17 protein-coding genes and 1 riboswitch are annotated in these 19,825 nt (G+C 58.7%); of the genes, 5 read left to right on the top strand and 12 right to left on the bottom strand.

Features of this window, described 5'->3' with window-relative positions; genetic code table 11:
• The first annotated feature begins 167 nt into the window (after positions 1-167).
• Both ade and MOTHE_RS01950 read left to right on the top strand, forming a co-directional pair.
• Positions 168-1,979: an adenine deaminase gene (gene ade, locus MOTHE_RS01955; RefSeq protein WP_053094603.1), complete on the top strand. Its 1,812-nt coding sequence runs from the start codon at positions 168-170 to the stop codon at positions 1,977-1,979.
• Positions 1,980-2,103: 124 nt separating this feature from the next.
• Complete coding sequence (locus tag MOTHE_RS01950; protein WP_011392000.1) at positions 2,104-3,309, top strand: amidohydrolase family protein; 1,206 nt, start codon at positions 2,104-2,106, stop codon at positions 3,307-3,309.
• 84 nt (positions 3,310-3,393) lie between these two features.
• Here the strand turns inward: MOTHE_RS01950 and MOTHE_RS01945 are convergent, their stop codons facing one another.
• Positions 3,394-4,194, bottom strand: a complete 801-nt coding sequence (locus MOTHE_RS01945) for a prolipoprotein diacylglyceryl transferase (protein ID WP_051498639.1) — start codon at positions 4,192-4,194, stop codon at positions 3,394-3,396.
• A gap of 70 nt (positions 4,195-4,264) precedes the next feature.
• Positions 4,265-5,488 (bottom strand): amidohydrolase family protein, encoded by a 1,224-nt coding sequence (locus MOTHE_RS01940; RefSeq protein WP_080997163.1) that lies wholly within the window; start codon positions 5,486-5,488, stop codon positions 4,265-4,267.
• A 178-nt stretch (positions 5,489-5,666) separates the two neighbouring features.
• Between MOTHE_RS01940 and MOTHE_RS01935 the strand changes: the two genes are divergently transcribed.
• Together MOTHE_RS01935 and MOTHE_RS01930 are read left to right on the top strand one after the other, a co-directional pair.
• Entirely contained in the window at positions 5,667-6,500 is an 834-nt protein-coding gene (locus MOTHE_RS01935; RefSeq protein WP_011391997.1) for a flagellar motor protein, read from the top strand.
• A complete protein-coding gene (locus MOTHE_RS01930) occupies positions 6,460-7,212 on the top strand; it encodes an OmpA/MotB family protein (protein WP_053094600.1) in 753 nt (250 codons plus the stop codon). The genes MOTHE_RS01935 and MOTHE_RS01930 overlap by 41 nt, the downstream gene beginning before the upstream one ends.
• A gap of 52 nt (positions 7,213-7,264) precedes the next feature.
• Here MOTHE_RS01930 and eam read toward each other — a convergent pair whose 3' ends face one another.
• From eam to MOTHE_RS01885, 9 genes are all read right to left on the bottom strand, one after another.
• A complete protein-coding gene (gene eam / locus MOTHE_RS01925) occupies positions 7,265-8,542 on the bottom strand; it encodes a glutamate 2,3-aminomutase (RefSeq protein ID WP_053094599.1) in 1,278 nt (425 codons plus the stop codon).
• An 82-nt stretch (positions 8,543-8,624) separates the two neighbouring features.
• Positions 8,625-8,753: riboswitch (cyclic di-AMP (ydaO/yuaA leader) on the bottom strand.
• Between the two features lie 44 nt (positions 8,754-8,797).
• Positions 8,798-9,400, bottom strand: coding sequence for a DedA family protein (locus tag MOTHE_RS01920; RefSeq protein WP_011391994.1), 603 nt, complete (start codon positions 9,398-9,400; stop codon positions 8,798-8,800).
• Positions 9,397-10,161, bottom strand: a complete 765-nt coding sequence (locus tag MOTHE_RS01915) for a phosphatidylserine decarboxylase (protein WP_053094598.1) — start codon at positions 10,159-10,161, stop codon at positions 9,397-9,399. The genes MOTHE_RS01920 and MOTHE_RS01915 overlap by 4 nt, the downstream gene beginning before the upstream one ends.
• Positions 10,155-11,141 (bottom strand): glutamate--cysteine ligase family protein, encoded by a 987-nt coding sequence (locus tag MOTHE_RS01910; protein ID WP_011391992.1) that lies wholly within the window; start codon positions 11,139-11,141, stop codon positions 10,155-10,157. Before MOTHE_RS01910 ends, MOTHE_RS01915 begins: the two co-directional genes overlap by 7 nt.
• Positions 11,142-13,223 (bottom strand): PIG-L family deacetylase, encoded by a 2,082-nt coding sequence (locus MOTHE_RS12665; protein WP_080997162.1) that lies wholly within the window; start codon positions 13,221-13,223, stop codon positions 11,142-11,144. It abuts the gene before it with no gap.
• A 173-nt stretch (positions 13,224-13,396) separates the two neighbouring features.
• Positions 13,397-14,077, bottom strand: coding sequence for a formate dehydrogenase subunit gamma (locus MOTHE_RS01900; RefSeq protein ID WP_011391990.1), 681 nt, complete (start codon positions 14,075-14,077; stop codon positions 13,397-13,399).
• A complete protein-coding gene (locus tag MOTHE_RS01895) occupies positions 14,070-14,765 on the bottom strand; it encodes a 4Fe-4S dicluster domain-containing protein (RefSeq protein ID WP_011391989.1) in 696 nt (231 codons plus the stop codon). The genes MOTHE_RS01900 and MOTHE_RS01895 overlap by 8 nt, the downstream gene beginning before the upstream one ends.
• A gap of 5 nt (positions 14,766-14,770) precedes the next feature.
• Positions 14,771-16,939 (bottom strand): molybdopterin-dependent oxidoreductase, encoded by a 2,169-nt coding sequence (locus MOTHE_RS01890; RefSeq protein ID WP_011391988.1) that lies wholly within the window; start codon positions 16,937-16,939, stop codon positions 14,771-14,773.
• A 460-nt stretch (positions 16,940-17,399) separates the two neighbouring features.
• Positions 17,400-18,584, bottom strand: coding sequence for a YeeE/YedE family protein (locus MOTHE_RS01885; protein ID WP_053094597.1), 1,185 nt, complete (start codon positions 18,582-18,584; stop codon positions 17,400-17,402).
• Positions 18,585-18,663: 79 nt separating this feature from the next.
• Here MOTHE_RS01885 and MOTHE_RS01880 point away from each other — a divergent pair, with 79 nt between their 5' ends.
• Positions 18,664-19,566: a selenium metabolism-associated LysR family transcriptional regulator gene (locus tag MOTHE_RS01880; RefSeq protein WP_053094596.1), complete on the top strand. Its 903-nt coding sequence runs from the start codon at positions 18,664-18,666 to the stop codon at positions 19,564-19,566.
• Here MOTHE_RS01880 and MOTHE_RS01875 read toward each other — a convergent pair whose 3' ends face one another.
• A complete protein-coding gene (locus MOTHE_RS01875) occupies positions 19,567-19,791 on the bottom strand; it encodes a sulfurtransferase TusA family protein (protein ID WP_011391985.1) in 225 nt (74 codons plus the stop codon).
• Positions 19,792-19,825 lie beyond the last annotated feature (34 nt).

The raw sequence follows: 19,825 nt of genomic DNA, 5'->3' as shown, positions 1-19,825 counted from the left end.
CATAAATTGTTCCTCTAACGCTCTAATACTTTACCATAACAGAGATATATTCGTCGCGGAAGGCGGGAATCCTGCCGGCGGGTAAGAGTAAAAATAAACCTGCAGTAAAGTATTGTTAAATAAATCTTGTCATTTTTTTGATGTAGCTCTATACTGAAATTAACTCTATGATAAGGAGATGGCTGTCAGTGCTCCCAACCAGGCGTCCCCTGGCTGAAGTCACCAGAGAACTGGTGGCTGTGGCTACTGGAAAACTCCCTGCCGACACCGTTATCAAGGGCGGCAAAGTAGTAAACGTTTTTACCGGCGAAATACTGCCCTGGGATATCGCCATCAAAAATGGCCGCATTGCCAGCGTCGGTGACGTATCCGCGGCTGTGGGGCCGGAAACGGAGGTGATTGACGCCAGCGGCTATTACCTTTGCCCGGGTTTCATGGATGGCCATGTCCATGTGGAAAGCAGTATGGTGACGGTGACCCAGTTCGCCCGGGCCGTCCTCCCCGGCGGCACCACGGCGATTTTTATGGACCCCCATGAGATTGCCAATGTCCTGGGGATGGACGGGGTAAAGCTGATGGTGGACGAGGGCCGGGAACTCCCCTTAAAGGTCTTTGCCACCATGCCTTCCTGTGTTCCGGCTGCGCCCGGATTTGAGGACGCCGGTGCCAGCTTTGGGCCGGAAGAGGTGGCCGCCGCCATGCAGTGGCCCGGTATCTGCGGCCTGGGGGAAATGATGAACTTCCCCGGTGTCCTGGCCGGTGATCCGGCCGTCCACGGCGAACTAAGGGCCACCCTGGCGGCCGGTAAACCCATCACCGGACACTTCGCCATGCCCGCCGACTTTCAGGGCCTGGCCGGCTATACGGCCGCCGGCATCTCTTCCTGCCACGAATCCACCCGTACCGAAGACGCCCTCAACCGCCTGCGCCTCGGCATGTATGCCATGATGCGGGAGGGATCGGCCTGGCACGATATCAAGGCCACCATTAAGAGTCTGACAGAAACCCGGGTCGACAGCCGCCGGGCCATGCTGGTGAGCGACGACACCCACCCGGAAACCCTGTTATCCACCGGGCACTTAAACCATGTGGTCCGCCGGGCCATCGAAGAGGGCCTGAACCCCATCCGGGCCATCCAGGCGGTAACCATTAATACGGCCGAGTGCTTTGGCGTAGCCCAGGACCTGGGGGCCATTGCGCCGGGGCGTTATGCCGATATCCTCTTCTTGAAGGACCTGGCCCGGGTAGCGATAGATAAGGTTATGGTCGACGGCCGGGTGGTTGCCGCCGGGGGCAGGCTCCTGGTGGACCTGCCGGCAGTCGCCTACCCCGATAGGGTGCGCCATTCGGTACACTTAAAGGAACCTCTGACCCCCTGGCATTTCCGGATCAACGCCCCGGCCGGCAAAAGCCGGGTTCAGGTCCGGGTAATGGAAATTATTGAAGCCAATGTCAACACCCGCCACCTGACAGTCACCGTACCGGTGGTGGACGGCCAGGTCACAGCCGGGGTCGAGGCCGACCTGGCCAAAGTGGCGGTTGTCGAGCGCCACGGCGGCAACGGCAGTATCGGCCTGGGCTTTGTCCGGGGTTTCGGCTTTAAAGCCGGCGCCGTGGCCTCTACGGTGGCCCACGACAGCCACAACCTCCTCATTGTTGGTATGAATGACGCCGATATGGCCCTGGCGGGCAACACCCTGGCTGGATGCGGCGGTGGTATGGTGGCCGTCAGGGACGGCCAGGTTCTGGCCCTCCTGCCCCTGCCCATTGCCGGCCTGATGTCGGACAGGCCGGTGGAAGAGGTGGCCGCCCGGTTGGCAGCCGTCCACCGGGCCTGGCAGGAACTGGGGTGCCGGCTGGTGTCGCCCTTTATGACCATGGCCCTCCTTTCCCTGCCGGTCCTGCCGGAGTTACGCCTGACCAACCGCGGCCTGGTAGACACCCTGCAGTTTAAAATGGTTGACTTGATAACCGGTTGAATCTCCTCACCCCGGCCCCTGGCCGGGGCTTTTCTTTAGCTGCCCGGGGCTCCGGATTATCCGGAACTCCCTTGCTTCCTACCCCTTTAAAGGTGTAGGATAGTTACTGTTTGGAGGTGTGGCCATGAAGCTCTTCCACATTAGCCCGGAGACCAACCTGGACCTCCTGGTTGACAACCTCTGGGACGGCCAGCAGGAAGGGTACCGGCAGCAGGTAGTCATCAGCATCCGCCGGGGGCGGATCGCTGCTGTCCAGCCCAGAGAAATGCAGGGAACGGGAAACGGTACCCAACAGATGCGCCTTACAGGACTTACGGTCCTGCCCGGCTTAATCGACGCCCACGTCCACCTGGCCCTCGATGGCATCGATTTTCAGGCTTCCCTGGACCGCTGGCAGGACCCGCTCCTCAGGGAGAGGGTCCTGGCCCGGGCCCTGCGGGTCACCCTGGAGCATGGCCTGGTGGCCATCAGGGACGGCAGCGACCGGGAAGGTCTCAACCTCCAGGCCCGGGAATGGGTCCGTGCCGGCAAGTACCCGGGCCCCCGGGTGGTAGCGACAGGAATGGCCGTCCATAAAAAAGGAAAATATGGTTCTTTCCTTGGCCCTGGCACCACTGACCCGGCCTCAATCAGGGAACTGGTTACTAGCCTGGTAAACCGGAACGTCGACCAGGTTAAAGTGGTTGTTTCCGGCCTGGTTACCTTCCACCGTTACGGGGAGGTTGGCAGTCTGGAGTTTGCTACTGCTGAATTGGTTGAAGCCGTCAAGACGGCCCATGCCGCCGGGCGACCGGTGATGGCCCATGTTAACTCGGCCCCCGGCGTAGACCTGGCCCTGGCCGCCGGGGTAGATAGCATCGAGCACGGCTATTTCCTCACGACGGCCCAGCTGGAGACTATGGCTGCCAGGGGTACTTTCTGGGTACCGACGGTAGCCGCTATCGCCAACCGCCTGCACACCGCGAAAAGAGAGGTCTACCCGGAAAGGGAAATTGATATAATCCGGCGGACCCAGGAATCCCAGCAGGAGATGGTTGCCCGGGCCCACCGCCTGGGAGTAAAGCTGGTGGTAGGCACCGATGCCGGTGCCCCCGGTGTCTACCACGGGGAATCCTACCTGGATGAACTGTTGTACTGGTACCAGGCCGGTATCCCGGCGGCGGCCATCCTCCGGGCGGCTACGGTCACGGCTGCCGCTGCCCTGGGCCTGGACGGGGAACTGGGGCAAATCCGTCCCGGCTACCGGCCCTGCCTGATAGCCGTCCGGGGTAACCCCCTGGAGAATTTAAGGGTCCTGGCGCAACCCGAAATGGTTTTTATTGATAATTGATAGCCCATAAAAAAGTACCCTCCGGCCTGACCCGGAGGGTACTGGACCGGGGCCTGCAGGGCCCCTTTATTATTTTATTATATTTTAGCGAGGGGTAAGGTCGAGGCGATAACTATCCTGGCCGCCCCTGCCCAAACGGCGGGAACGCCACATGAAGTAATAAGCCAGGATAAGGATAGGTGGCGTGGTAACCTGAGTCAGGGTAAAGAAACCCAGGCCCCAGTGGGGAACGACATAACCCAGAACAGAGAGGGGATTATCCCGGACGGACTCCTCGATCACCGCCCGCAGGATCTGATGGTAAAAAATGAAGGACCAGAACTGATAACCTGAAGGGGGGTTCTTACTCTGGACGTAAAAGTAACGGGCCAGAAGGATCAGGCCGATGGCCGAACCGATTAACTGGGCCGGCCAGCGACCAAACCAGAAATCTGTCGGCCTGCCGAGGACCTCCTGGTTAAAAATATTGGCGATCCGTACTAAAAAGTAACCGAAGGCCAGGCCCGGTATGACCATATCCGCCAGCTGGTTGACGTCGACCCTCTTACTGCGGGCGTAGAGCCATCCGGCCAGAAAGCCCCCCAGGAGACCGCCGTGCCAAGAAAGGCCCCCTTCATAGATCTTCAGAATTTGCAAGCGGTCAGTCAAGAACCAGCCGGGGTAGTTGGCCAGGACGAATACTAGCCTCGCCCCGATAACGCCGGAGATAATGACGATAATAGCCAGGTTGAGGAGAAAGTCCTCGTCCAGGCCACGCCGCAGACCCTCCCGGTAGAGGTACCAGGACCCCACCAGGAAGGAAAGGGCCATAAAGATGCCGTACCAGCGGACCGCCAGGGGTCCCAGGTGAAAGGCTATGGGATTCAGGTCAACTAGCAAATTCATTCCCCCAGGAGTAAAAAAGTGGGACTGGCTATCTAGTAGTATACCCGTTGCTTCTCACCGGTGCAACCTTTTAGATAATGATATCGGATTTTTTATCATTGCGCACGGCCACCCGGCCGCCTTTAATGACGCAGACCTTCTCCACCTGGCCTATAATCGCCCCGGCCGGGGTGGTGGCATCCAGGAGGACCAGGTCGGCCCTGGCGCCGACCTTGATGCCGTAATCCTGCAATCCCATGGCAGCGGCGGCGTTATAGGTGCCCATCTTCATGACCTGTTCGAGCTCCGCCGGGGTACCCATCTGCAAAACCTGGGCGGTGATCAGGCCTTCCTCCAGCATGTTGGCATTACCAAAGGGCCGGAAGGCATCGCGGATGTTGTCGGAGGCGTAGGCGACATTGACGCCGGCGGCCTGGAGTTCCCGTACCCGGGTCACCCCCCGGCGGACCAGTCCTTTATCGTTACGGCCCATCAGGTAGAGGTTGCAGGAGGGTAAGGTAATGATACTCAGGCCGGCCTCCTTGACGGCGGCTATGGTACGGCCGGCAGTAGCTTCATCAACTGCCGCCAGGCCACAGCAGTGGTCGGCAACCACCCGGCCCTGGTAACCTGCCTGAATAGTCTTACTGGCTATATACTCCAGGGAAGCCACCGAAGGAGCGTCAGTCTCGTCGGCGTGCAGGTCAATGGGAACATCGTATTTGCCGGCCAGTTCGAAGATATAGTCCACCCATTGTTGCATACCAGGCGAGAGATGGGGTGCCCCGCCCAGGCCGTCTACCCCCAGCCGCAGGGCTTCCTCTAGGAGTTCCTTTAAAGGGGGTGCCGGCTCCGGCTCCGGACCGCTGAACATGGCAATCACCTGGAGGTCAACCTTACCGGCAAACTCTTCCCTCAATTCCAGGGCAGCCTCAATGCCCCGCAGGCCCAGGTTCTCACTGACGGTGATGTGGGTGCGCATGGCTGTGGTACCGTGGCGCAGGGCCAACCGCAGTACCTGGCGGCCCCTGGCCAGCAGGTCGTTTTTATCTATATCTTTACTCCGGCGCTGGAAGTCTTCGATGGCTGCTTCCAGGGAACCGGCGCCGCCGTCTGTCGCCGTCAGGGCTTTATCCAGGTGGGTATGGGTGTCGACAAAGGCCGGTATCAGGAGCCTGCCGGAGGCATCAACCATCTGCCGGGCCGACCCCGCCACATTATTGCCGGCAGCAACAATATATCCGTCTTTGATGGCTATATCCACTGTCCCCTGGCCGTCCATGAGCCTTGCTCTTCGGATTAGCAAATCATTCATTTTTATCTCCCTTCCCGTGAATTGTATCATTTATTTTTTATTTAATCTTAATTAAATCTAAATATTATCCTACCACAGGACAAATTAAAGGTCAATTTAATATAGATTTAACAAGGATTTTGTTTCTTTGTGCCGAATATGCTAGATATTTGGTAAAACATGGTCTAAGAAAGGCGGTATGTTCTTGGATCTCAATCTAATCCTGGGCCTGTTGATAGGTTTTGGCTCCCTGATTGCAGCCTTCATCCTGGAGGGAGGCAGTCCGGGGGCCCTGCTGGCCATTACGGCGGCCATGATTGTTTTCGGCGGGACTATAGGTGCTACCCTTATTGGTTTGCGCCGGGAAGAGGTCCTGAATATCCCCAGGCTATTAAAGGTCGCCTTCCGGGAAAAACCCCTGGACTTAAATGAAACCATCAACGCCATCGTCAACTACGCCGTGCTGGCCCGCAAAGAAGGTTTCGTCCGGCTGGAAAAAGAACTCGACGGTGTCAAGGACGACTTTCTCCGCACCGCCCTGCAGCTGGTGGTAGACGGTACCGACCCCGAACAGACCCGTAACGTCCTGGAGCAATACATTTATGCTACCAGCGAACGCCATCACAGCGGTATCAGCCTTTTCGAGGCCGCCGGCGGCTACGCCCCGACCATGGGCATCATCGGCACCGTCATGGGTCTGGTCCACGTCCTCAGCAATCTGAGTACCCCCGATAAGCTGGGACCGTCCATTGCCATGGCCTTTATAGCTACCCTGTACGGCGTCTCTTCGGCCAACCTCTTATGGTTGCCCATCGCCACCAAGCTCAAAAATAAAGACGCCCGGGAACGCCTGTACCAGGAGATGATCCTGGAGGGCGTCCTGGCCCTCCAGGCAGGCAAGAACCCCACCTTGATCCGCAACACCCTGGCGGCCTTCCTGGCCCCGGGTAAGGAAAGGGCAGGTGCCGGGAAGGAAGAGCGGGAGGTGAGCGATGGTGCCGGTCCGCAGGGAAGGGCACGCCAGCAAGGATAACCATGAGCGCTGGCTGTTGACCTATTCCGACTTGATTACCCTGTTGATGATCTTCTTTGTCGTAATGTATGCCATCAGCGATACCAACGCCCAGAAAATGGCCGCCCTGGCCAACTCCCTGGCTCAAACCCTAACTGGCGCCCCGACGACTGGAATCTTAACGTCCGGAGGCCTGACCTCTATAGTACCTGGTATCGCCCCGGCACCGGGCCAGGGGGATGAAGGGGCCGAACTGGCCAGGGCCAGGGCGGAACTACAGCAGTATATCCAGCAGGAAGGCCTGGAAAGCCAGGTGACCCTCAATACCGAGGAACGGGGCCTGGTGGTCAGTGTGGCCGATGCCGTCCTCTTCCCCAAGGGTTCCGCCGATTTGACCCCCGAAGCCCGGGACCTCCTGCGCCAGGTCGGCCGGGCCCTGGCCCGCCTACCCAATTATTTACGGGTTGAAGGCCACACCGACAATCTCCCCATCAACACCCCGGCCTTCCCATCCAACTGGGAACTCTCCACGGCCCGGGCCACCAACGTGGTCAAGGTTTTAATCAGCGAAGCCGGGATCAAACCGGAACGCCTTTCGGCCACCGGCTACGGAGAATATCGCCCGGTGGCCCCCAATAATAGCGAGGCTGATATGGCCCGCAACCGCCGGGTGGATATCGTCGTCCTCAAGGAAGCCTACAACGTCACCGAGCCCCATAAGGGCGAGAAGTAATATAAAAAGCGCCAGGTGAAACACCCGGCGCTTCTATTCTCCATACTATTCTTTAGGCCTGTTCCTTCTGGCGTCCCAGGTTGGAGTAAAAAATAATCCGCTTCTCCCAGGTCCTCAGGATCACCTGGTGATCATTACGGGCGATTACATACTGTGGCAAGATGGGGGTCTTGCCCAGACCGTGGGGGGCATTGATTATATAGGTAGGCACGGCCAGGCCGGAGGTATAGCCCCGGAGCTTATCCATGATCTCCACGCCCTCCTCAATGGAGGTAATAAAGTGGGTGGTCCCCTTCACCGGCTTGGCGTGGAAGATATAGTAGGGCCGTACCCTTATTTTCAAGAGTTCCTGGTTTAATTTACGCATCACAAAGGGATGGTTGTTGACGCCCTTTAACAAAACCGCCTGGTTGCCGAGGACCACCCCGGCCTGGACCAGGCGATCGCAGGCTTCTTTGGCGGCCGCGGTAACCTCCCGGGGGTGGTTGAACTGGGTATTGAGATAGATGGGCGGGTGCTTGGCCAGAACCCGGCACAGCTCCGGGGTAATCCGCTGGGGCATAGTGACCGGCACCCTGGTGCCCAGGCGCTTAATTTCTACGTGGGGGATATTATCGAGTTCCGTCAACAACCAGTCGATCATGGCATCGCTGAGCATCAGGGCGTCACCGCCAGTGATCAGGACATCGCGGATCTCTTCATTCTGGCGGATATACTGGAGGGCCTGCTCCAGTTCCCGGCGGCTGCGACTGCGGTCGACTTCACCGATATTGCGACGCCGCTGGCAGTGACGACAGTACATAGCACACTGGTTGGTTACGTTGATAATCAAACGATCCGGATAACGGCGGGTAATAGCCGGCGCCGGGGAGGTCAACTCTTCATCCATGGGGTCCAGGACGCCATGGTTATCCTCCAGTTCGGCGGCACTGGGCAGAGCCTGGCGCCGGATGGGGCAATCAGGTTCCGGTCCCATCAGGCTCAGGTAGTAAGGAGAAACCGCCCAGCGATAGGTACGTTCTACCTTTAGTATGGCTTCCTTTTCAGCTTCTGTCAGGGGAATCAGTTCCGCCAGGGTTGCCACCGAGGTGATACGGTGGGTCAACTGCCAGCGCCAGTCCTGCCACTCGGCTTCCCCGGCGCCAAAGTAAGCCAGGATACGTTGCTTGCTGGCTTCGATCTCGGCTGCCGCCTCCAGGCCGCTGGCGATCTTCTCCCTTTCTTCCAGGTAATCGACAATCCTGGCTTTCAATTCGGCTGCCCGGTCAAGAGCAATTTCCCTTTTAGCTTCCCTTCCCATCAACCTGCCTTTCTCCGGGTAAATACTCATTACCTATTTCCTCCTTCCTGAGGGTAAAATAAAACCCCGGCCTGAACCGGGGTTTTGCTGGCATAGAAAACTAACGGTATTACACCTCACCTTTCTACGCTTACGAAGTTAGCTGCCGGGTTCGGGTCGAAAGTTAACCCTACCTGAAAAAGGATTCACCCCAAGAAGTGGTTCCCCCGTTCCCTATTCAGGGATTCAGCGCTCGCTTATTTAGTTTTCATTACTATTCTAACATAGATGATAAGCGCCTGTCAATCAGGCAGGTTCCTTATCCCGGCGCCAGCGCCGCCAGCAATAATAAACAGAAATGGTGGTAATAGCCAATCCCGCCAGGATCAACAGGGCGTCCATCCACCAGGTGGCGTACCGGCGGTAGACCTGCCACCACCCCAAAAGGTAATGGGTCCCCTTCCAACTGGCATACTGCCAGGCTAACGTCCAGGTAAAGGCACCCAGGGTTGAATACAGGGCATAGATTCCGGTCTCCATCCCAACCACCCCGGCAGCCAGGATGGTGGGGGTGCGGATAGGGCCAAACCAGCGGGCCAGGATAATTACCGCCGCCCCGTAACGGGCCAGCCAGTAACGGGCGGTTGTCATACCTCCTTCACCCCATCCCTGGTGAAGGAGGCGTTCAATCAGCCCGCGACCGGGCCTGGCTCCCAGCCAGTAACCGATTAGGTTCCCCAGGAGGTTGCCTGCAGTCCCGACCAGCACCGCTCCCCAGAAGCTCATTTCGCCCCGTTCAATCAAATAGCCGGCGGCCAGGAAGGCCGGTTCAAAGGGTACACCCGGTAAACCCGTTCCTTCAATAGCCAGAAGGCCGAAAAGAGCCAGGTAAGCATGGAGGGCCGTCAAGGCACCACCCCGCCCGGAGGCCGGTAGCGAGCCACTACCGTCCTGGCGCCGTATACCTGCTGTCCCACCCGGACGGTAAACTCAACGTCCTCGCTAAAGATAACCAGGTCCACCTGGGAACCTCGCTCGATAAAGGATACCTTCTGGCCCCGGTCGACTACCTGGCCCGGCTTGATGAAACTATTTATCTTGTTGACAAACTTATCGGCTATCTCCACCATAGCTATCTTAATGCCCTCACCATCCAGAAAGATGGTCAAGCGCTCATTTACCAGGCGGTAGCGGTGGCAAAAGAGGTCCACCGCCCTCCGGAAGTAGGTCAAGCGGATGTATTCCCAGAGATCCACCATAGGCAGATTAACCCTGGCCCGGGTATGGACCATATCCTCCACCCTACCGGCAATGGGGGCGTAATTAAAGTGGACATCCAGGGGCGACATATAAATCCCCATGATCCAGCCCCGGTCGCCCAGGCCCGGTGCTTTCATTATTTCCCGGACAGGGATGGCCTGGCCCAGCTTTTCGGCCACCACCTCGCCGTTACGGAAAGGCTTGATGTAAACTATCTTGCCGTCGGCCGGGGCCAGGATGGTGCCCGCTTCTGTTGGAGGCACCCGGACCGGGTCGCGGTAGAACCATACCCGGCGCAAAAACCACATAATGGCGGTGATAACAGCCGCCAGGAGGAGAAGGATCTTTAAAAGGTTTAAACCCACGAAGAGCGCGGGCAGGATTGCCAGGGCCATAGAAAAAGTTACCATTCTGATAACACCTTCTTTATACTATAGGGCATCCTGGGTAAATAATAACCGCAAAACCCGGCCAGCATCAAGGGCCAGCGGACGCGCATCGTTTTCAGCGGCCGGGGTTGAAGGATGCCGTTGCGATAGGCGTTATCCAGGGCCGTATAAGTGGCCAGGGTCCCTTGCTCTTTCCAGAGCCGGCCCAGGGCATCAGCTGGAGTTTGCTGGAAATATACTTCGGGAACCGGCAGGAGCTTGGAGAGTTCCCGGTAAATAGGCTGTAGTTCCTGGATGTAACCCTCCAGGGCCACCTGCCGGCGCAGGCGATTGTAGGTTTCAATATCCCCCGGATAATCTACCCCGGCCTCCAGGACAGCGCGGATACATTCCAGCAAGATGCGGATGCGCTCCAGGTCCCATACCGGGTCAAAAACCCGGATTTCCAGGGTCCCCAGCCGTTTGGACTCAATGAGGTCCTGAAAGCGATAAAGCCTGTCCTCCCGCAGCGGCCCGATGGCAAAGGCTTCCGCCCAGCGGTAGGATTGGCCGTAGCGCCTGCTGCCGGCTATGGGTGAGTTGATTACCAGCAGGGCCAGGAGGGGTAAGAAGTAGACCAGGTTGCGGTAGGCCCGTTCCCGGTCGGGAAACCCGCTGACATGGACGTGCATGCCGCAGATATTGGTGGGGGCGACCTGGTCAAAGAGGTGGCCAACCGGAACAATGAGCCCCTGGCAAACGGCGGCCAGTTCCCGGCGCCGGCGACGCAGGTCGGCGACGAGGTCCCCGGTGTCCGGGAAAACCCCGGTAGAAATTTCAATGCCGCTCATAAGACCCCAGCGCAGGTCCTTACCGCGGTTGAAGTTACAGGCGGTATGGGTATAGTAGTAGCCCGGGTCAAGCCAGAGTAACCGGGCCAGGTAATAGAGGGACTGGAGGGTGGGTTTGTCGGGTTCGGTTATAAAGACTTCTTCTTCCAGGCCAAAACGCAGGGGCGTCATTTATAAATCGCTTCCCTTAATCTTTACGAGGCGCCAGGGGATCCGGTCCAGGGGCAGCCTGCCGATAGAGGTGACGGCGGTGAACATCAGGTAGTGCTCGCCGGGAGGAATAAGGTCCGGCAGGGCCATCTCCAGGCTGTCGCCTCCGGAAGCTACCCGGATGGCATTCGGGTCGTAACCGGCCGGGCGGGTCAGCCACCTGACCTGTTTCTCGCCGGGTGCCCAGGACCAGGTAAAGCGCTGGCTACCGGCCCCGGGAGAAGCCGGCAACAGGTAGATGCTCAGGGTGTAATTTACCGGAAAACCGACCCGGCCCCAGGTGTCCAGGCGCAAATAGGTGGTCCGGCCAGACTGGAGCAGGTAGGCCGCCTTGAGATCGCCGCCCCGCTCTACTTTTTTTGTCACCAGGTCACCGGCGGGGTCAAGGGCAATGACGGCATCCCGGGGCCATTCCTTAACCCAACCGTCGACACTCATGCCCGTCGCTGTGGTAATCACCTCCTGGTCCGGCAGGCGGGAGAAGACCTCGTTGGGCCGCTCAAAATTGGCCAGGAAAGTGGGCATGACCATTTCCTGGGTCCGGTAAGCGGCGATAGCCTGTTTTTTCAGTTCCAGGATTGCCGGCGCCAGAGGCAATTTATACCAGGGCGTACCCCGGGCCAGGAAATACCCCGGGGGCAGGAGGGGTTTATGGTCCCGGTCAAATACCGGCAGCATTTGCCACATGCCGGTATGGATGACAAAGGTATAGATACGGGGGTTGAAGGTAGGGTCTTCCCCCTTTAGCTCCCCCACTGCCGCCAAGGTGAAGGCCCCGGTGGCCCAGTGGTCGGGGTGGCTGTCGTTAGTGTCGGTAACATAAATATCTGTAGGCCGGTACTCCCGGAGAATCTCCTCCAGGTCGGCGAGGAGGGCCGGGGCCGCATAAGGTTCGCCCGGTTTAAAGGCCAGTCTATAGGGCACGGCCTCCTTGTGGGTGCAGGCCGAGCGGTAGGGTTTGTCTTCCTGCCAGTAATTACTCCAGATGGCGGCCAGCCCCCCGTCCGGGTAACCCATGAAGATAATATCCGCCGGCCCCACCCCCAGGTTCCCCAGCGCGGTGATGGCTTCCTGCTGGCGTCTCTCGCCGTAAGTCAAAAAATCACCGGCACTGGTCGGCAAAATGCCCCTGGTTGTCTCTACCCCCCGGCGGAAGCCATCGCCGTTGGTCATAAATACTACCTTCACGGTATCCCCCCGGGCCCTGGCCTTGGCAATCAAGCCGCCGGCGCCCAGGGTCTCGTCATCAGGGTGGGGCGAAACGACCAGCAGGCGCTGTCCTGCTGCCGGCAGGTTTAAATCAGGCATCCTGCCGGCTTCCGCGGAAGCCACTCGCTGGGTGTCGTAGTTAAAGGTCACCCCCAGCGACAGCAGGAGCAGCAACACGGCTACCGGCCGCGCCTTTAACTTCTTCCTGGTCAGGCGCCAGAAAAAGCCGGCAATATCTTTATACATACCCATCCTGGCTACTACCCCCCGGTACAGGCCCCTTTTTTCTTCCTTCATAATATGGGTCATGTTGACCAGGGGTACCTTCTCTACCCGCCAATTCCGGGCTCTGGCCTCGCTGGTGAGCTGGACCTCTACCTCGAAACGGCTCCTGTCGGCGCCGATAGCTAAAAACAGATCTTTGCGGATGGCTCGCTGGCCGGAAAGGTGGGGAGCCACTACCTGGGCCAGGTCAGTCATGGAGCGGCCGCGGCTGAAGATGCCCACGCTCATCTCGGCCCGGCCCGCCAGCAGGGGCTCGATGAGGGCCTGGACGTGGTCCGGCAGCAGTCCCTCCAGGTCGGCATCCAGGAAGAGGAGGATGTCCTCCCTGGCCTCCCTGGCGCCGGCAGTCATGGCTGCCCCTTTGCCGCTGTTTACGGCCAGCTCCAGTACCCTGGCCCCGTGGTGGCGGGCCACGGCAGCGGTATCATCTTCGGAACCGTCGCTGACGACGATGATTTCGGTAACTGCAGCTACTTGTTTCAGGGTGTCAATAATTCTGCCTACGGTGGTCTCTTCGTTATAAGCCGGGATCACGGCACTGACGCCCATATACTATCCTCCGCAAATGACTATTTCCCTGAAAATGCTTTTTCATTAAATGGCCTTGTCTACGTCGCTCCAAAGGTACAGGCTTTTATAATTCGCTACCAGGTTAAGGATATCCTTCCTATATAATAATTATTGCCCTGGAATTAGTCCAGGGCAACATGCAGGGGATTTTTTCAGGCTATTTTTTGTTTCTTTCCCCGGGAGTCCTTTTCCTTTTCCTTGAGTTCCCGGTACCAGATGAGGTGGTGTTGCCGGGCGAATTGGGCCGATACCCGGCCGGAAATCATGCCGTTGATGGACTCCCGGGAGTTGGGATGACCCAGGGCCAGGTAGATATGCCCCAGGAGAACACCCCCCATTACCAGAGCACCGGCTGAGTGCAGGGGCAGGGCCCAGGCGGCAACTGCCGGAGAGACGCTGTCCCGGAAGATCAAGATCCAGCCCGTTGAGGCCATTAAAATCGACCCGAAAATAGTTAGCAGGGAGTTTAGCTTCTCGCCGGCGTTAAACTTACCCTGTTCGGGCAACTGGACCTTAAGGCCGAAGAACTCCCGGGGGAAAGCGGCGATAAAACGCAAATCGTCGGCCCGCCAGGTCAGGCATTCCTTTAGCCACTGGCCTGCGGTCCGCGGCGTTCCCAGAAGAAGGATAAGGACCGTCAGGAAGGTGAAGGGATAGGCCATGAGGTGGTGGACACTGCGGAAAAGGCGCAGGCCCCCGGGTCCCAGCAGGCCGCCGAAGCCGTGGAACACCAGGGCTGAACCCGTCAGCAACAGGACGACAAAGGAGATGCCGTGGCTCCAGTGGCCCAGGCGTTCGGCCAGGTTAAAGCGTTCTACCCTCTCCTCAGGCATTGGCCCCGCCTCCTTTGATATTATTGATTACCAGGCCGGCGACGACGGCGCCGGCTGCCAGGCCCATGACCGTCTTACCGCCGGGGTGGACGATATCCTGCCAGATGCGTACGGCGCCGGGCTCCCGGAAATCCGGGGGGAGGTACGAGGCATCCAGGTTGCGCGGCGGTACGTAAAAGATGGAGGTCCCCTTTATCTGGACGGCTTTTTTAGCGGCCAGAGCCCGGCTTAGCTCGCCGCCTTTATCTTCCAGGTCACCAAAGACCCTGGCCGCGGCCATGCAAGTATCCACACAGGCCGGTTTCCGGCCTTGAGCTACAAAGTCGTAACAGAAATAACACTTCTGGACGATACCCCGCTGGGGGTTGAAGCTCCGGGCGTCATAGGGGCAGGCCGACTGGCAGTAACGGCAGCCGATACATTTGCTCTCATCGACGATGACAATACCGTCAGGTCTTTTCTGGGTGGCCCCGGTAGGGCAGACCCGGGCACAGGGGGGATCGTCGCAGTGCATGCACTGGGTGGTAACCACCCCACCCTTGACTTTGGGAAAACTACCTATCTCATAGCGGTGCACCTTGGTAAACTGGATTTCCGGCAACAGGTCCCACTTGGCCTGGCAGGCCACGGTACAGCCGTGGCAGCCTACACAGCGCGTCAGGTCGACAAGCATTGCATAATGCGCCATCTAACTCATCCCGCCTTCCGTACCGTTACCAGGGTCTCACACTGGGCCGCCGCCCCCGAGACCGGCGCCGTCATAATGGGTATCAGGTCACCGCCGTTGGCGCCGCGGTTATAAGCCAGGTGCCGCAGGGGTACCCGGCAGCCAAAACCGTGGGCCAGGAAAACGGCCTCCGGGTGGATGGCCTCCGTCACCCTGGCCTTTACCCTGACCTTACCAACCTTTGAAGCCACCTCAACCAGGTCCCCGGTCTTAATGCCCAGTTTACCGGCACGGCTGGTATGGATCCAGAGCTCGTTTTCCGGCATGATGGCGTGGAGGTAACTGTTATTGTCAGTGGTGGTATGGGTATGCATGGGTACGTGGCCCTGAATTAAACGGAAGCTATCATCTCGGGGCTCAACCAGGGGCGGTTCCCAGGCCGGGGTCAGGGTACTGCCGGCCTTGACGAAGGCCGGGCAGGCCAGCTCAATCTTCCCGGAGGGGGTTTTCAGCTTGCTGTAATCCGGTTTGCTCGCCTCCACCTCGGCCACTCCCGTCAGGGCCAGCTGGGCCTGGGTGAGGCCCAGGGGGCCGAGCAGGGCGTCGTTATACTGCTCCAGGGTAAAGTTAAAATACTCACTTAAGCCCGCAGCCCTGCCGATGCCGGCGATAATCTCCTCGGCGCCTTTATTATCAAAGAGTGGCTTGATGGCCGGCTGGCGCAGGAGAACTTTATTGCCCACCGTCATCAGGGGGTCGTAGCGCTCCAGGTAGGTGGCCTCGGGGAGGATGTAATGGGCGTAATAGGCGGTGTCATTCATCTGGATGTCAATGGCCACCACCAGGTCGAGTTTCTTCAAGGCCTCGATGAAGGCGAGGGAATCGGTGCTGGAGCGCACCGGGTTTAAGTGCTGGATTATAACCGCTTTAACCGGATAGGGCTGGTCCTGTTTCACCCTCTCGGGGAAAGTCTGGATCATACCATGATCTTTGTTGAGGGGCCATTTTTCGCTGCCCGCCCCGTCCCAGCGGGGTGCCGTTGCCGCCGGAGGCTTGGGACCCATAATCCCGGCGGGACTGCCCAACTTTATGGTCGGCGGCAGGGACAGGCCGCCCCTGGCACCCAGGTTACCCAGGAGGGCATTGAGGGCAGCTATGGCCCGGCCGGCCTGGACGCTGTTGCCGTACTGGGAACCGGTGACGGCGTGCCAGCCGGGGTCAACGGCTGCCGCCGGTTTGGCCGCCGCCAGTTCCCGGGCGATACGGCTGATGGTCCCGGCCTCGATGCCCGTAATCCCGGCCGCCCAGGCAGGGGTATAACCGCTAACCCCCTTTTTTAGCTCTTCAAAGCCTGTAGTATACGCGGCCACAAAGGCGGCGTCATAGAGGTTTTCGTTGATAAGCACATTAATCATGGCCAGGACCATGGCCAGGTCGGTTCCCGGCCGTATGGGCAGCCACTCGTCGGCAAAGTAGGCAAAGTCACTCAGGCGTGGGTCCACGGCCACCAGGTGGGCACCTTCTGCCTTTGCGGCCACGATCTTTTGCACATCCGGGTTCTTAATCCCACCGGTGAGATTACGGCCGAAGGCGATATAGTACCTGACATTGCGGTAGTCCACCCCGGGTACGCCGCCGTACATCTGCTCGAAGGCCACGTTACGGCTGCTGTAACAGGTGGGGCCGTGACCGGTATAATTGGGGGAGCCGAAGGCAGCCATGAAGTGTTTTTCCAGGGGTGAGATCAGTTCCGGGTGGGCGAGCCAGACCAGGGACTGGGGCCCGTACTGCTCCTTCAGTTCCTTTAATTTGCTGCCGATCTCCTGGAAAGCCTGCTCCCAGCTAATGGGCTGGAACTGGCCTTCCCCTACCCTTTTCATCGGGCCCTTGAGGCGGTCGGGGTCATAGAGGGTTTTGGTACCGGCGTTGCCCCGGGCGCAAAGGCGACCGCCGCTCTGGGGGTCTCTGGGGTTCCCTGTCAGGCGCCAGACCCGGCCGTCCCGAACATGGGCCAGGACGCCGCATTTAACACCACACATTTCGCAAAGGGTGGGAACCACCCTGGTCTCAGCCTGCCCTGCTGCCGCGGCTTTGGCAGGTTCAATGGGGATTAGCTTGCCGCCAAAGGTTGCCAGAGCTCCGGCCGCCAGGGATCCCTTGAGGAATGTCCTCCGCGTTATTTTTTGTTCTAACATGCCCTCACCTCCGTATAAATACTTCCTCACGTAAAACATCCCTTTAACATCTCTTTCCCCGGCCGGCTTTGTTTGCCTTCGCTCTATGTTCTGCAGCACTTAACTAAAAACCATTGCCAGTTGAGTGCCTGCCGTTTCCCGTCCGCTAGAGGCTCGCTATTAGACAAACATGGTCTCGTTAAAAGGGATGCCAGCCGCAACATGTGCTTCCTCTTGTTTACTACGTGTTAGCGCTAACACATGCTGCTACTTTGAAATTTGCTCACAATGTTACTTTCACAATATATTTTTTACTCTCCCCCCTCCCCATCTCCTGCCCCCCCTCTTAGGCTCCTGGAACGGCAAAGGGGAGCTATAAAAGCTCCCCTTTGCCAGGAATGATGCGGGTTAACAGCCCCGCGGGTGATAAATTGTTTAACGGTAATTTCGAGGGCTACCAGACCTTTCGATAAGCCCCACTTCAGACGAGAAAGCGGAGCAGCAGTTTTCCCCCCAGGTAGGCTCCCCCCGCCAGCCCCAGGCCAAAGAGCCACCCGTGGAGAGAGAGGGAGGCTATACCATTGAAAAAGGCACCGATATTGCATCCCATGGCAATCCTGGCGCCGTAACCCATCATTATGCCGCCGGCCAGGGCGGCGGGAACTACCTGCCAGCGCCGGGGCAGGTGGAGGCGAAACTCAAAAGCTGCCAGGGCCGACAACCCGGCCCCCCAGATGGTCCCCAGGTTGAGGATGGTCCCGGGTTCGGCCAGAAAACCGAGGCCCAGGGCCCGGGTGTGTTCCGGCAAAGAGTAGTAGTACCAGCCGGGCGGGTGGCCGGTAAAGGCCTGCCAGAGCCAGGCCCCCCAGTAACTGAAAGCAGTGGTAATCCCCCAGGGCCGGCCGGTGCACCAGGCCAGGGCCACGTCCAGGACGGCCAGGACGACCCCGCCGGCCCAATAGGGCCATGGCCGCGACCAGAGGTGGCGCAGTTTGAAGGCATACCGTCCCTTCCCTGGAGGGCTGAAATCTGGAAAGGCCTGTTTTTCTATCCGCCACAGGCCGTGGTAAATCAGACCCAGGATCAGCAACTGGAGTACCAGGGCCGGCCCCCAGCCAACCAGCCGGGGTAAAAAGAGCACCGGGGAGCAACTGAGGCTGACCTGCTGCCACCAACCGAAGTCATGGGCTCCCCAGAGGGAGCCCATTATGAAGGCGGCCAGGGCCAGCCACTGGAGCAGGTGTCCCTCTCCTGCCCGCATCAGGGTACCGCTGGCACAACCCCCGGCCAGGACCATACCTGTTCCAAAGAGGAGACCGCCGGCCAGGTTATGCCAGCCGGCCGGGTAGACTTCCACCGGAGAACCGCCGGCCAGGACCAGCAGGGCCATCCCGGCGGTAGCCACCGCCAGAGCCAGGACTACGGCCCGGCTCAGGGAGGTGTTGCCGGTGATAAAGGGGTCACGGAAACAGGCTACAAAGCAGAAGCGGCTGCGCTGGAGGACATAGCCCAGGGCCAGGCCAAAAAGCCACATCGTACCCAGGCCGATTCCCTGCCCCTGGAGCCGCCAGAATATAGCAGCCGCCGCCAGGGCCAGTATCAGGGCGTAGGGCTCCTGGGATTTGGGCTTCAAGTTAATATGTGCCAGTTGCGTATCCGGGGCCACAACAATCCCTGCCTTACCACCATCTTATCGGCTCTTATGTTATAATAAAACCGTAACTTCCGTTAAAGGAGGTTGCCCTGTGAACATCAACCACCTGGAGGCCTTTTGCACCGTAGCCCAGGTGAAGTCGATCTCCGAAGCAGCCCGTATCCTGCATATGTCCCAATCTTCCCTGAGTTACCAGATTCAATTACTGGAAAAAGACCTGGATGTCGAGCTCTTCACCCGCACAACGAAAGGGGTGGAGCTGACGGAGATGGGGGAAATTGTTTACGAGTATGGGCAAACCTTTCTCCAGCTGGCAGAAAACCTCAGGCGTGACCTGGATAACTGGAAAAGCGGCCAGGAACGCCAGGAACATCTCATCGTCGGCGCCAGCAGCAGCATCGGTAGCTATGCCCTGCCATGTACCATTTATAGTTTTAAAGAAAAATACCCCGACGCCAATGTCAAGCTACTGGTTGGCAACCGGGAAGAAACCATCCAGAAACTATTGGATAAAACCATCGATATCGGCCTCATCGAAGGTCCGGTAGACCAGCCCGGCCTGGCCACCCGGGGCGTAACCGAGGATGAATTACTTTTAATTGTCCCCGCCGGCTGGCAGGGCCAGGAAAGCATCACCCTGGAAGAACTCTGCCGTCTGCCCCTCATCCTCAGAGAAGAGGGTTCCGGTACCCGCCAGGTCATCGCCCGGGCCCTGGCCGAGCATGGCCTGGGTATAGCCAATCTAAACGTCGTCCTGGAGTTGAACTCCAACGACGCCATCAAATCGGCCATCACGGCCGGCCACGGGGTTTCCCTCCTTTCCCGCCTGGCCACCCGGCGGGAAATCCACAACGGTAGTCTCAAGGCCCTGCAGGTAAAGGGCATTTCCTTCCGCAGCACCTTTACCATCGTTTATCCGGCGGGAAAACCGGCCACCAACCTCCAGAAAAAGTTTTTCCGTTTCTTGCTGGCCAACAAGAAGGCCTTCTGCTAATTAAACCTTCTTGATGGTAACCTCCCAGATACCATTGGCCACTTCCCTTACTTCAACGCGGTGCCCCATTTTCGCCATTGTTTCAGCCAGGGACTGGCTGGTGCAGCTATGGTCGCTGGTCACAACCAGAATATCCCCCGGGGCCATTTGTTTCAATTTCACCCTGGCCCTGACAATGGGTATGGGGCACATTTCGCCGCAGGTATCCATCCGGAAAACAGCCATCCCCGCCCCCTGCCTTAACGCTTTCCTTCTTTAA

The sequence above is a fragment of the Moorella thermoacetica genome, from assembly GCF_001267405.1.
GTDB classification, from domain to species: Bacteria; Bacillota; DSM-521; order Neomoorellales; family Neomoorellaceae; genus Neomoorella; species Neomoorella thermoacetica.
The sequence above is the reverse complement of the archived record's forward strand: the minus strand, read 5'-3'. Positions and strand labels throughout refer to the sequence as shown.